Origin of the sequence: Streptomyces sp. NPDC021356 (genome assembly GCF_040641015.1) — a bacterium.
Taxonomy (GTDB): Bacteria; Actinomycetota; Actinomycetes; order Streptomycetales; family Streptomycetaceae; genus Streptomyces.
In genome coordinates this window covers 1-12,783 of the sequence record NZ_JBFACU010000031.1, presented here as the reverse complement: position 1 = coordinate 12,783, position 12,783 = coordinate 1, and the positions used below count along the sequence as shown (strand labels likewise).

Here is a 12,783-nt window from a genome sequence, read left to right as displayed (position 1 = left end):
ACCCTCCGAACAGTCCTCAGTTCACGACACCGACACCATCTCTCCCAGAGGCACTAGGTGTATTGCCCTGTGATGTCGTGATCAGCCGGCGGTTTCAGGAGGTCGTCGATCCAGATCATTGCGGCTCGGCGGTGGCGGTCGGCGGGGTGGCTTTCGGGTGACTTGTCGTAGGGGGTGGCGATCTCTGGCCAGGCCTTCAGCTTGTAGGCCTTCAGCTTGTAGGGCTTCAGTGCCGGGTGGCCGTCCGGCTCCGGCCTCGGGCCTGATGAGGCGGGCTGTCCGGCAGCTGGTCAGGTAAGCAGTAAGAGGCCTCTGATCAGCGAGAATGAGGATTGTCGAGGTCGTTGTCCCTGCTGAAACCAGAGGTGCTTCTCAGACGAAGCACTCTGTCGACCGCGGGCCGCCCACGATCCCGGCAAGGCCCCGCGGCATCGCGACGTCCGCGAGGCAGTCTCCGACCAGTGCGACACCTCCTGGACGTCGCGATGCCGCGGTGCGAGCCGGACCCGCACGGACTCCTCGGAAGGCACCCACGACTTCGCTTTCGCCCGACCCGGGGCTGACCAGCGACCTTCCACCGTTCCGACGACAACATGAGCGCCCGGGCAGTGGAACCCGGCGCCCAACCGACGCGACAGGCGGGCCGCTCGCCTGCCCGCCATCGGCTCCGGAAGGCGAAAGGGCTCACCGACTCCGTCGGCGGACCCTCGCGCGGGTTCGAGGCCAACGCGTGCAATCATGCTGAATTCCAGGTGAGTTGCGGGAGTCGAACGGGGGTGGCGTGGCAGCGCTGTGGTGGGTGGTGGCGGTGGTGGCGTTCTTCGCTGTCGCGGTGCCTTGCCCGCAGTTCCAGTGCCCAAGACGCCTTCGGCTTGCGCAACCACCCCCGCGACACCCTGCGTTCGTGATCGGGCCACTCCAGCGACACCGGCCTCGGACCAGGCATCGCCCCCCACAACTGCTGGCGCACTTCCCCCAACGACACTGCCTAGGAGAGCGTTCATGGCATCTCGCTCAGAAGCGGACAAGAAGAAGAGTCCGGATCGGTCAACTGCGGCTCGGGCAGCCGCCGCGAGCCCCCCGGCCGGTCTCCTCCCGCTGCAGAGAAGCGCCGGCAACGCCGCGGTGACCGCCTGGCTGGAGACCTCCGGCATGGCGCGGTCGGCGCAACCGGGCCGAGATGACCACCAGCACTCGTCCGGCTGCGGCCACGAGTCTCGCGCCCAGCCGGGCGCGGCCACCGGGGCAGGCTCTCGTGCGCCGCGTTCGTCCGGGTCCCTGGGGACAGCGGGTATCACCGCGCTCCAGCGCTGCGTCGGCAATACCGCGGTCAGCACAGTCGTCAGCCGCTCCGTCGACGCGCTGGCCGAGGCAGGTGAGGAAACGGCGGGCCAGGAACGGTCCGAAGAGCCTCAGGTGCAGCGGCTGGCCATCCATGATGTGCTCCGCTCGCCGGGTCGGCCACTGGATTCCGGTATGCGGGAGGAGATGGAGCAGCGCTTCGGCGGAGCCGATTTCGGGTCCGTGCGCATCCACACGGGGGCCCAGGCCGCTCGGTCGGCGGACGAATTGCAGGCCCAGGCCTACACCATGCACAACCACGTGGTCTTCAATAAGGGCGTCGAGAGCAACAAGCGGGTTGTCGCCCACGAGTTGGCACATGTCGAAGAGAACATGAAGGGATCGTCGTTCCGGTCTGTCCCCTACGCCGGCGGGGTCAATGTCTCTGAACCGGACGGCGCATCGGAGATCGCGGCCGAGCAGACCGCACACCGTGTCATGAACTCACCTGTCGGTGGCCCGACCGTCTCTCGGAAAGAGATCAAGGGAGGCGGGGAAGCCGCACACTCAGGAACTCCGGGAGTGCAGCGACTGCTCAAGGTCGGCGAGCGGGATTACAGTAAGGAGTACAAGCGGGAAACCGCTCGGCTTCCGGAAGCACAGCAGCGGCAGGTACTCAAGAGGATGATGAAGGAGGTGAGAGACTACTTTTACAATGACGCGGCGCATGATTTCAGTGAATCGGAGCGCAGAAGTTTCCTCAACGAAGAGGGCAGGATCAATTGGCAGTTGGCCAAGGCGATCGTCAGCCCCGTCGGGATGAAGAACGAGTACCACCCGGTACTGAAGGGCGTAGTCGGAAAGCACCCGGACTTCGGCGCGAAGAACCATGACATCCAGGTCAACAACTACACGGAACTCGCCCGCAACCTCATGGGATGGGTATACGCCAAGGACAACAGGAGGAGGGAAAAGGCAAACGCGGAAGCTCTGCATGAAGACGCCAACCTGAATACCTATCTCAACGTCCTCCTGCGGCGCCTGCACCAGTACGGCAAGGCGGTCCAGCACGACAGGATGATGGACGACAGGGACGTCGCGGCAATGAAGCAAGAGCTGCGCACCGGGCTTGCTCATATCCGGGCTCAGGAGCCCGGAGATCCTGACCGCAAGGCGGGGCAGCCCGTCGGTGCCTATCTGGCCCACTTCGACGGGACGATGAACCCGAAATTCGCGGGCACTCATCTCGACGCTCGGATCGTGGCACGAGGCGGGCTGGCCGCGGTGATGAAGGAGCCCGAGAACTTCGCGCTCCGTGAGAAAATGATAGCCCTGCACGACCTCTCCGAGTACTTCGGGCATTCTCATCACACGCCCCAGACAATGGGGAAGGGGGCGGTCGAAGAAATCGGCGAAGCGGACAGCCTCAGTACTGCTGGGTTTGATCACCGTGGCAGGCGGGTCGTTACACAAGACCGCGGGCAGAACCCTCTCTTCAACCCCGACGGCACCCGTAAACTGAACAGGCGTGGCGAGCCGCAGACCCACCCGTCGACACGGAACGAGAACGACCTGACGACCAAGCTCGCACGGTCGAGGGACATGCCCGTCTGGGCAGGACAGTCCTTCACGGCGGCCCGAATGTTCAAAATGGCGCAGGCCAGTGGAGCCAGCCCGGAAGAGATCGCGGCAGTCGGCTGGGGAATCTTCGCGTTCTGGCGTACGGACTTCGACCACACCACTGCTTTCGCCTATCACACGCTGCATGAAGTGATGGACATCGCCCAGAACTTCGGCGTTCCGTATGACATAGACCAGCCGTATGCTTCCCATTCGATGCTCAATATCAGGCGGGGAGCCGAAACCATAGCGACCCTTGCGGACGAAATAGCGGATCTCGGTGTGCGGGCCGAGCAGGGAGTCGCGGGAATGGAAATGCGGAGGCGGGACAGGTCTCGCATGTGGACGGACCGCGACGAGGATCTCCTGGAGCATTTCGAACGAGTCCGCGACAACGTAAAGCAGGTTTATTCCGACGTGCAGCGGTGCGCAAGCACCATGCACCAATGGGATCGACTGTCCGAGGTGGAAAGGTCAAAGCTCCTCAAGAAGGTCGTCGATGAACTTCCGGACTGGAAAGCGCAGACCAGGAGGATCAGCAACCTGCTTGCGCGCGCGGGCCGCTGACCGCACCCGCACGGCGACGCCCGAGCGGACCCCGGTTCGTTGCGAACCGCGGCCCGCCGCGGGGCGGGTCGGCTGGATCAGCCGTTGTGAGCCTCACCCGCACGGCCTCCCCGGAAGGCACCCACGACTTCGTCACCTGGCTCGCCAGGCGAGGACGATGGCTGTCCTACTCGGTCGGCATGGTGATCAGCGAAGCAACACGGCTGGCCCAAGAGCATGCGGCTGACCGCACGAGGGGAACGGCCCCGTCCTGGCGCCCGGTTGAGGATCACGGCCGCGGACGGCATGCGCATCACGTGCTCGCGCCCCACGCCTGACCGGCCGATCGCCGAACGCGAACTCCATCACCGGCTCCGGAGAGCCCATTTCTGATCCAGAATGACGGGATGGTCACGCTTGAGACTCCCCGTTTGATCCTGCGCCGCTGGCGCGAGGAAGACATCGCGCCCATGGCTGCCATCAATGCCGACCCCGAGGTCATGCGGTGGATCCGTGACGGCAGCGTCCGTGACGAACAGCAGACTCGCGGCGGGGTCCAGGCATGGGAGAGCGAGTGGGAGTCACAGGGCTTCGGCCTGTTCGCCGTGGAGATCCGGTCCACTGGCGAGCTGGCCGGGTTCACCGGCCTTTCGGTGCCCGGCTTCTTGCCGGAGGTACTGCCGGCGGTCGAGGTCGGCTGGCGGCTGGGACGTTCCCACTGGGGGCAGGGCCTGGCCACCGAGGCCGCTGTGGCCGCCGTACGGTTCGGGTTCCAAGAACGAGGGCTGGAGCGGATCGTCAGCATCGCTCAAGTGGGCAACGACGCCTCCGAACGGATCATGACCAAACTGGGGATGCATCCGGTCCGTGAGACCGTCAATCCCACCTCCGGTCGGCGAGTACGAGTGTTCGCGTTGTCGTCGGACCAGTACCTCACAACCCCTCGTTGACGGCGGCAACAAGGACGGTGGCCTCGTAGCGGCCCGCGAGCTTGTCCTACCTGTGGCCACGTCTCGGCTCGATGTCTCTTGAGGAGCGCGGTTCTTGCCGGATGCGTACGCCTTGTCCGCCCGCCCCGTCTCGGGCGCGCGCGACCTGCCGCACCCCGGACGGGGCAGCCGGATGCGGCGCAGCACGACCGGCCTGGAACCGCGGAGAATCCCCGCGCTGGCCGGCAGTGAACACGCCAGCAGCGCGATCACCTGTGAAGAAAGCCTTTGCGCATCCGCCGTGCGGATGTTGGGGTGGCACGGTGACCGACCACGATGAGGCAGCGACTGCTGCTGTCCGACCGTTGACACTGGCTTGGGTGAGCCGGCACCTGGACGTCGGCGAACGGATCGTCAGAGCCGAGGCGCTGCACGGCGGCATCACTGCCGAGATGCGGAGGCTGACCATCGGCAGGCGGGATGGAGGTACCCGTGACCTCGTGCTACGGAGCTTCGTCGACCCGTTCTACGTGGAGCGGGCCGAGGACTGGCTGAGCAGGGAGACCGGCGCGCTGACCATGCTCGCGGGGACCGGCGTGCCGGCCCCTGGACTGGTCGCGGTTGATCCGGCCGGCACGCATTGCGAGTATCCGTCGCTTCTGATGACACGTCTGGCGGGCCGGACGGTCCTCAAGGATGAGGGATTGGAGACGCGCGTACCGCTGCTCGCCCGCCAACTCGTGGCGATTCACGCCCTGCGACCCGCCGAGCGGCCCCGGGATTATGTGACGTTGACGACCGCCGACACTGTCGTCAGGCCGAAGTGCGCCGACGCGGCGGTATGGTCCGCGGCGGTCGACGTGATCCGCAAGCCCCCGCCGCCCTATGAAGGGCGATTCCTGCACCGGGACTTCCAACCCGGCAACGTGCTGTTCGACGTGCCGTCCTCAAGGCCGGCAGGTGCCCGGATCACGGGGGTCGTCGACTGGGCAGCGGCCTCCTGGGGCCCGGCGGATCTCGATGTGGCGCACTGCTCGACCACTCTCGCGCTGCTGCACGGCCCGGCGTGGGGTCTTCGGTTCCCTGAGGCGTACGAGGAGGCCGGCGGGGTGCTGGCCGCGGGCGCGCGCGAGCGGCTGTACTGGCGGGTGCGCGACGGGCTGGCGAGCTCGGAAGAAGTGCGGTCGGTGACGCAGCCATGGCGGGAGGCGGGGAGAACAGAGCTGACGACACGAGTGGTGGAGGAGCGGCTGGACGCCTATGTCACCGCTCTGATGGACACGCCGGGCTGAACCAGAGCGGCCCGGGTACGGTCGCGAGTGCCGCACCCGGCCACCCGTCCGACAGCTGAGCCGATCGCACACCCGCATCGGGGCACCCTCGGGTCGAGGCCGCCGAGGAGCGACCTGATCGATGACGGTCCGGCGGGATCTGCCGTGGTGCCCGGTGGCCGCGAGCGGGAAGGCGGGGAGCGAGCGGGTGGGGCACCGCCCCACATCCGCGGCCATCGCGTGCCTCGGACGCCTTCCCGGGGCGGCCGTCCGTATGTCCCTCCCAGCCCGTCGAGCCGGTCCGGTGAGGTGATCCCAGCCCCGAGCGAGCAGTTCCCCCGTCTCGTCCGCGCCCGTGCGGTAGGCGACAACCGCACGGCCGCGGTACCGGACGGCCTGCGCGCACCGCCCCGATCAGCTCCCCTCGGGCCTGCTGAGCGATCACCACCACCAGGTCCAGCGCCGTTCCTGTGCGGTCACCTCCCCCGTGACCACGAGGGGCAGGACACGTGCGGCGCCGCCGGGGAGCCGGAAGGCCGCGTACTACTCGTCGGTCACATTGAGCACGGCGACAGAGCCATCCGGAGCAGCCCTCCACGGACGTCGAGTCCCCTCGCCCCGATGCTGCACGAGGACGGACTGCGGTCATTGCGCCAGGCGCGTGCCGCGGCGCCAGACGGCGCGGGTGTTGAGGGTGTCGCTGATGTTGCTGGTCGGGTCGCCGTCGACCAACAGGAGGTCGGCGCGCAGTCCTTCGGCGACGCGGCCCCGGTCGCTGAGGCGGAAGCGGCGGGCCGTGGTCGCTGTGGCCGCGCGCAAGGCTCGTGCGGGCGTGAGGCCGGCTGCTACGAGGTACTGCAGTTCGTGGTGCAGGCTCGCTCCGTGTGCGAGGCCCCCGAAGAACGTCTCGGGCATGGAGACGTCGGTGCCGGCCAGTACGTCGATGCCGGCGGCGTCCAGTGCGCGCACGGTGTCGTACACGTCGTCGAGCTTGCCCTGCGGGTAGCGGTCGTAGCTCGACCGCAGGGTCTGGTCCCACTTGCTGTCGAGACGTGCGGCGACCCGCGGGTCGTCGGCGAGTTCGCTGCCCGTGATGCCCATCATCGAGGCATTGAGGCTGATGCAGGGAACGACGAACATGCCCGCGTCCTTGATGAGGCTGATGATCTCCGCGGTGTGCGGCTGGTCCATGAACACGTGGACGACGCCGTCGATACCCGCTTCGGCGGCCATCCTGGTGGCCTCCACGGTCAGCGCGTGGGCCACGGTGAGGGCGCCGTACTTCTTGGCTTCCGCCACACCTGCGTTCACGGTGGCCTGGTCGAGCGAGGGCAGCCCCGGGTGTCCCTCCACGCTGCCGTCATCGATCATGAACTTGATGAAGTCCGACCCACGGGCCAGGAGTTGGGGCACGAATGCGGCTGCCTCCTCGGGCGTTGTCGAGAAGGGCATCAAAGGCATCACCGGGGGAAGGTCCCACTTCGGCCGGAATCCCTCGGGCATCAGCTCGCTGGGGTGACCACCGGGCGGTGTGATGGCAAATCCGGCAGAGCGCACGTCAGCCATGGTGTCGTCGTCGGTGATGAGCCCGCGGTTCTCCCGCGTGTTCATCCCCTGCATCTCCAGTTCGGTCGTCACCCCGAATCGCAGGGCGAGCGCCAGGGAACCCGGGGCGGAGTGAACATGGGCGTCGATGAGTCCCGGCAGCAGGGTGGCGCCGCCGCCGTCGACGATCTCGCTGTCCCGGGGAGCATCGCCCCCGACACGAGCGATCCTGCCGCCGTCGATGACCACGGTCTGCACCCCGAGGTTCTTCTCCCCGTCGAAGACCTGGGCGTTGGTGATCGCGGTGAGTGCCATGGCGGCCCGCCTCGTTTCCTTGCTCGTCCACATTTACATACCCAATGCTATGCACTTATCAGTAGGCATGCAAATGTGCGGGCGCGGGCTACACTCAGACACATGAGCAGCGCCTCTTTCTCCGATCAGGCCCCCGACGACCTGGCGCTGGACCAGATCGGCCCGGCGCTGTCCCGGCTGCGACGCCGCGCACCGGCTTCGAGCAAGGACCTCTCCCGCAACCTCGTACTCAATGTGATCGCCGACGCGCCGGGTGAGACGACGGTCGGTGGCCTCGCCGCCGAGATGGGCGTCGCCCAACCGGTGGCCAGCCGGGTCGTGGCCGCGTGCATCCATGACGGCTTGTTGCGCCGTGCGGCGTCCCAGACCGATGGACGCCGCACGGTGCTCGAACTCACCGAGCTCGGCGAGGCCGAACGCAACCGCTTCGCCGCTGAACAGCGAGAAGCGTTCCAGGAGATCACCGCTGCCTGGTCGCCGGAGGAACGCATCCAGTTCGCACGCCTCTTGGTCCGCTACGGCGCCGACGCCACCGCATGGTCCAGGAAACAGGCCACACGCCAACGCTGACAGCCGGCAACTGACCGTTGCCTACGCGAAGAGCGGACGAACACACCTGTCCCTCCCGCCGTGAACCGAGTCCACACGGCCTATGGAGCAGCCGGCCGGTTCAGCCTGCAAGCCGCTGCAGCCATTCGCGCAGCAGAGCCGTCTCCGTTTCCCGCAGTGGAACCCCGGTGCCCGCAGCCGGGGACCCGGTGGTGAGTGCGGTTTCCAGTGCGGCATCGAGGGTGAGTGCGCGCGAGGCCAAATCCGACCCGGACGAGGCGGGCGAGTCGGTGGTGACCGAGGCGATGACGGTGTCCCGCAGCCGTGTCGAAGTGGTCAGGTCCCGCACCGAGGGCTCTTCGCCGATCAGCGCCAGTGCGGCACCCGTCGTCGCCGCGTGGATGACGCGGGTCGCCTGCTCCACCGGGACCCGAAGGCGCCCGGCCTCGGCCGCCCGGCCCAGCAGTCTCACCAGCAGGGCGTGCGCCTCGTCCGCTGCCGGGGGCCGCTGCCCGGGGCGCACCGTGCCGTACATGAGCATGTAGAACGCGGGGTGCCGCAGCCCGAAGTCGACGTGCAGGTCCCAGCCGCGGTAGAGGTCGGCCACCGGGTCGTCGGGTGTCAGCGCCAGTGCCTCCCGTTTCTCGGCCAGGTACATCTCGAATCCGTAGGCGGCCAGTTCGACCAGGAGCCCGTCCTTGTCGTCGAACATCCGGTAGAGCGCGGGGGCCGTGATGCCCGCGGCCGCGGCGACAGCACGCGTGGAGACCGCGTCACTGCCACCTTCCTCCAACAGCTTGGCGGCGACCTGCAGTACCTGGCGTCGCGCGGCGCGTCGTCCTTCGTTCATGGAACAACGATATCCGACTTTGCGTATCGCCGCCTTATCGGTGCTACTGTCTGAGACGGAACAGCGATCCAGCTGATTGGTGGCCGGCACCTGCCCGCGGCACCTGGGCATGCGACATGCCCGGCCCGGGCCCGTGGTCACCAAGCGCGGAGCCGCGCGGCCGCCCGCCGCAGCGGGCAGCTCGTCGTCCGCCGGCGCACCACCGAACACGCCGCCATCGCGGCAGGAGAGGAACACCCATGTCCGACATCTCGATCGTCATCGCCTCGCATTCCGGCTACGGCCACACCGCGCAGATCGCCACGGCCGTCGCGGACGGCGCGCGCTCCATCGCCGGGGCGCACGTCCACCGCGTGGACGTCGCCTCCCTCAGCGACGCCGACTGGGAGCTGATGGACGCCGCGGACGCCATCATCTTCGGCACCCCCACCTACATGGGCACCGCGTCGGGCGCGTTCCACGCCTTCGCCGAGGCCACCAGCAAGCGGTGGAGCACCCGCGCCTGGAGCGACAAGCTCGCGGCGGGATTCACCAACTCCGGCTCCATGAGCGGCGACAAGATGCACACCCTGCAGTACCTCTCGCTCCTGGCGGCCCAGCACGGGATGCTCTGGGTGAGCCTGGGCCTGCTTCCGGGCTGGAACACCACCACATCCAGCCCCCAGGACGACAACCGCCTCGGCTTCTACCTCGGCGCCGGCGCACAGAGCTTCAACGACACCCCCGCCGTCCACGACGCAGACCTGAACACCGCCCGCCACCTCGGCCGGCGCGTCGCCGAGCAGACCCGCATCCACCGCGCCGGACTGACCGTCGCAGCCCACTGACACAACGGGCCACCGACAATTGTCTTCCAGTGCCGCCCCCGCCGACGTCCGCCCGCGCAGAGCGACGTCCGGCACGCACGCTCGCCGCGTTCGCCGAAAGCCCGAGCAAGCCCCGGTACAAGGGCATCGGCAGCCTGGCGATCGCACGCCACCGGCCGCCGCTCCTCCACGGGCAGACGTTGGCGGGGCGGCACTGGCTTCTTTCTGGGGAGTCATTCATGCAGCACCGGACACTGGGAAGCCAGGGCCTTGAGGTCTCGGCGATCGGCTACGGCGCGATGGGCCTGACGATGGCCTACGGACCCACCGACGAGGAAGCCGGCGTCGCCGCCCTCCGTCGCGCGCACGACCTGGGCGTCACCTTCTTCGACACCGCCGAGATGTACGGCTGGGGCACCGGGTCCAACGAGATCATGGTCGGCAAGGCAGTCAGGGACTTCCGCGACGAGGTGGTCCTGGCCACCAAGTTCGGCGTCGACATGTCCGTTCCTCCGGAGCAGATCGGCGGCGTCCTCAACAGCCGGCCCGACAACATCCGCAAGGTCGCCGACAACAGCCTGCACTACCTCGGCGTGGATCACATCGACGTCTTCTACCAGCACCGCGTCGACCCGGACGTGCCCATCGAGGAGGTCGCGGGCACCGTCAAGGAGCTGATCGACGCGGGCAAGGTGAAGTTCTTCGGCCTCAGCGAGGCCGGACCCGAGACGATCCGCAAGGCGCACGCCGTGCAGCCGGTCTCCGTCCTGCAGACCGAGTACTCCCTGTTCGAACGGGACGTCGAGCAGCTCTTTCCCACCCTGGACGAACTCGGCATCGGCTTCGTCGCCTACTCCCCCCTCGGCCGCGGATTCATCACCGGTACCGCCAAGCCCGCCGGCCAGTACGAAGCCACCGACATGCGCAACCTCGACCCTCGCTGGCAGCCGGGCAACTTCGAGAAGAACGTCGAAGCCGTCGGCCGGCTCGCCGGGCTCGCGGCGGCCTTGGGTTCCACCGTCTCCCAGCTCGCGCTGGCCTGGCTCCTGACCCGGGGTGAGCACGTCGTGCCCATCCCCGGCACCCGCAGCCCGAAGCGCATCCAGGAAAACGTCGGCGCCGCCGACCTCACTCTGACCGAGTCCGACCTCAAGGCCATCGACGAGGTCCTGCCCGAGGGCGGCTTCGGCGCCCGCTACACCGAGGGGCACGTGCCCACCTGGATCTGAGAACCCCCTGGACGAACGAGCTGCTGCTGGTGTGCAGCAGGCGCTGGCGGGAGTGGAGCAGGCCCGCACCGAGTCGGCGGCGGGCTCCGGCGCAGGAGACGGCGGGCCTCCAGGCTGGACGGTGTCGGTGGTCTCGTCGCCGGTGACGTCGGTGATGGTGAGGAGGGCGATACCGCTGACAGGGTGCGCCTGGAGGAGAACGAGCGAGGCGGCGACCGTGGCCCGCAGGGACAAGGGTCGCCAGAGGACCCGGCAGAGCATGGCGAGCCGACGGTGCTGGTGCAGTCGTCCCGGGTCCTGGGTGATGACGGCGGGCGGCAGGGCGGAGCGGGTGTCCGGCCGGTCTCCAAGCACCGCGTGAGTGACCGGGGCGGATGGCGGGTGACCAGGCTTTCGGAGTGCCAAGCGTCCCTGCCGGCCTGCCGGCACTGCCCGATGGCACGTCTTCGGCCGGCGAGCCCTGCGAAGAGGGCACCGGCGCGGGTGACTTCCTGCTCGGTGTGGTTGGTCTGGGGGCCTTCCGACGGCGCCTGCTCTGCCTTCGCCCGCAGGCACCGCCTCCGGTGTCGGGTGGCGAAGTGCCGGATGAGCCGGCGGTGTTCGGGGTTTCTCGGTGGCCACGGGCCGTTCCGGTCAGTCACCGCTGGTGGAGGTGAGCTGACGGTCGACGCGCGGGAGGAGACCGCTGTCCATCAGCAGTGCCGCAGGTGAGTGACGGTTCGCCAGGTTGCTGTCCGGTGCCGGTGCAGTTCGCAGAGACGCCCACCGAGTAGGAGCCCCTCGAAGCCGCAGCGATCCCGGAAGAAGTCGCGGACGATGCCACGCGATCTCGGCAGGTAGGTGTGCCACCGGCGCCCCGGCCCGGCACCCATCGGCCGGCTCGGCGCCCATCGGCCGGCTCGGCGCCAGTCGGTCGGCTCGGCAGCCGGGTCAGCTGCGGCGGACACGCGTCGCGCGTTCGTGGCAGGTCCGGCGGGTCCGGAGGACCGGCCCGTGCGGCCACTCAGCGGGTTCCCAGGCCGGACGGTCACAGCCTCCGCGATCGCGGATCATCCACCGTTCATACTCCTGCGGCGTCACCGCTCGTCCGTCGGGCATCAACCGGACCCGTTGTGCGATGCTCGGCATCTTCCGTATGTCAAGCATCGACGCGCCGACAGTTCCGGTCAGGGCCGCCGCCGGAAGAGGTGAGCTGGCATCAGAAGATTACCCTGACGGGTCAATGGCCAGTCAATTACTCATAATTAATGACTATTTGATGACCCATCAGTTCCTTGCCACACGGTGGTCAAGCGCTCCGCATACCCCGATCGGCTCCCATGAAACAGCACTCCCGCTCCGTTCGAGATGACAGCCCGGATGCGGCTGCGTACGTTCGGTCACAGGACGGCTGCCGAGCCGACCTCTCTGAGAACGAGGAGTAGCACTGCCATGATCATGACCCGTTCGCGCGCCGTCACCGCGGCCGTCGCCGCCGCAGCAGCCCTGACCGCGACCGGCATCACCTACGCCGCCGCCTCCCCCGCGCCGCAGATCCAGACGGTCCCCGCCGCCGTGCAGGCCGCCCCGGCCGCGCCCATGGGCGGCGACACCGGTGGCAACGCCTCCAAGGGCAACGAGGGCAAGGGCAACGAGGGCAACGACCACGAGGGCGGCAACAACCACGGCCGCCGGGACTTCGAGGAGGGCTGGATCCACATCAACGAGCGCTCCTACTCCGCCCACCCCGGCGGCTGCATCACCGTGATCAGCGGCCTGGGCTCCAAGAGCCTCAACATCCGCAACGACAGCCGCAAGACCGTCGAGGTCTTCCGCGGAGTGACCTGCGACAACGGCGCCCCC

At 68.1% G+C, this 12,783-nt stretch carries 9 protein-coding genes and 1 pseudogene; 8 read left to right on the top strand and 2 right to left on the bottom strand.

From position 1 onward, the window contains the following. Positions 1–1,002: 1,002 nt before the first annotated feature. The 4 genes and pseudogenes from AB0G56_RS31845 (at position 1,003) to AB0G56_RS31830 (ending at position 5,668) form a co-directional block, all read left to right on the top strand. Positions 1,003–3,468, top strand: coding sequence for a DUF4157 domain-containing protein (locus tag AB0G56_RS31845; RefSeq protein WP_360976235.1), 2,466 nt, complete (start codon positions 1,003–1,005; stop codon positions 3,466–3,468). 89 nt (positions 3,469–3,557) lie between these two features. Beyond that, positions 3,558–3,825, top strand: a pseudogene (locus tag AB0G56_RS31840) (IS1380 family transposase); the annotation flags it as partial. Between the two features lie 29 nt (positions 3,826–3,854). Beyond that, complete coding sequence (locus AB0G56_RS31835) at positions 3,855–4,397, top strand: GNAT family N-acetyltransferase (protein WP_360976233.1); 543 nt, start codon at positions 3,855–3,857, stop codon at positions 4,395–4,397. A 302-nt stretch (positions 4,398–4,699) separates the two neighbouring features. Further along, on the top strand, positions 4,700–5,668 hold the full coding sequence (locus AB0G56_RS31830) for an aminoglycoside phosphotransferase family protein (protein WP_360976230.1): 969 nt from the start codon (positions 4,700–4,702) through the stop codon (positions 5,666–5,668). Positions 5,669–6,292: 624 nt separating this feature from the next. Here the strand turns inward: AB0G56_RS31830 and AB0G56_RS31825 are convergent. Then, on the bottom strand, positions 6,293–7,507 hold the full coding sequence (locus AB0G56_RS31825) for an amidohydrolase family protein (protein WP_360976227.1): 1,215 nt from the start codon (positions 7,505–7,507) through the stop codon (positions 6,293–6,295). A gap of 102 nt (positions 7,508–7,609) precedes the next feature. Between AB0G56_RS31825 and AB0G56_RS31820 the strand changes: the two genes are divergently transcribed. Next, complete coding sequence (locus AB0G56_RS31820; RefSeq protein ID WP_360976224.1) at positions 7,610–8,077, top strand: MarR family winged helix-turn-helix transcriptional regulator; 468 nt, start codon at positions 7,610–7,612, stop codon at positions 8,075–8,077. A 100-nt stretch (positions 8,078–8,177) separates the two neighbouring features. Here the strand turns inward: AB0G56_RS31820 and AB0G56_RS31815 are convergent, their stop codons facing one another. Next, positions 8,178–8,906, bottom strand: a complete 729-nt coding sequence (locus AB0G56_RS31815; RefSeq protein WP_360976221.1) for a TetR/AcrR family transcriptional regulator — start codon at positions 8,904–8,906, stop codon at positions 8,178–8,180. Between the two features lie 239 nt (positions 8,907–9,145). On the opposite strand from AB0G56_RS31815, the gene AB0G56_RS31810 reads away from it, so the two are divergent. The 3 genes from AB0G56_RS31810 to AB0G56_RS31800 all read left to right on the top strand — a co-directional run. Next, positions 9,146–9,733 (top strand): flavodoxin family protein, encoded by a 588-nt coding sequence (locus AB0G56_RS31810; RefSeq protein WP_360976218.1) that lies wholly within the window; start codon positions 9,146–9,148, stop codon positions 9,731–9,733. 218 nt (positions 9,734–9,951) lie between these two features. After that, positions 9,952–10,941, top strand: a complete 990-nt coding sequence (locus tag AB0G56_RS31805; protein WP_360976215.1) for an aldo/keto reductase — start codon at positions 9,952–9,954, stop codon at positions 10,939–10,941. A gap of 1,431 nt (positions 10,942–12,372) precedes the next feature. Then, on the top strand, positions 12,373–12,783 hold a 411-nt coding region (locus AB0G56_RS31800), incomplete at its 3' end, for a hypothetical protein (RefSeq protein WP_360976212.1).

Bases quoted from the DNA above. Each gene is read 5' to 3' on its own strand.
- AB0G56_RS31845 (WP_360976235.1), top strand. From the start codon at position 1,003: ATGGCATCTCGCTCAGAAGCGGACAAGAAGAAGAGTCCGGATCGGTCA.
- AB0G56_RS31835 (WP_360976233.1), top strand. From the start codon at position 3,855: ATGGTCACGCTTGAGACTCCCCGTTTGATCCTGCGCCGCTGGCGCGAG.
- AB0G56_RS31825 (WP_360976227.1), bottom strand. From the start codon at position 7,507: ATGGCACTCACCGCGATCACCAACGCCCAGGTCTTCGACGGGGAGAAG.
- AB0G56_RS31820 (WP_360976224.1), top strand. From the start codon at position 7,610: ATGAGCAGCGCCTCTTTCTCCGATCAGGCCCCCGACGACCTGGCGCTG.
- AB0G56_RS31815 (WP_360976221.1), bottom strand. From the start codon at position 8,906: ATGAACGAAGGACGACGCGCCGCGCGACGCCAGGTACTGCAGGTCGCC.
- AB0G56_RS31810 (WP_360976218.1), top strand. From the start codon at position 9,146: ATGTCCGACATCTCGATCGTCATCGCCTCGCATTCCGGCTACGGCCAC.
- AB0G56_RS31805 (WP_360976215.1), top strand. From the start codon at position 9,952: ATGCAGCACCGGACACTGGGAAGCCAGGGCCTTGAGGTCTCGGCGATC.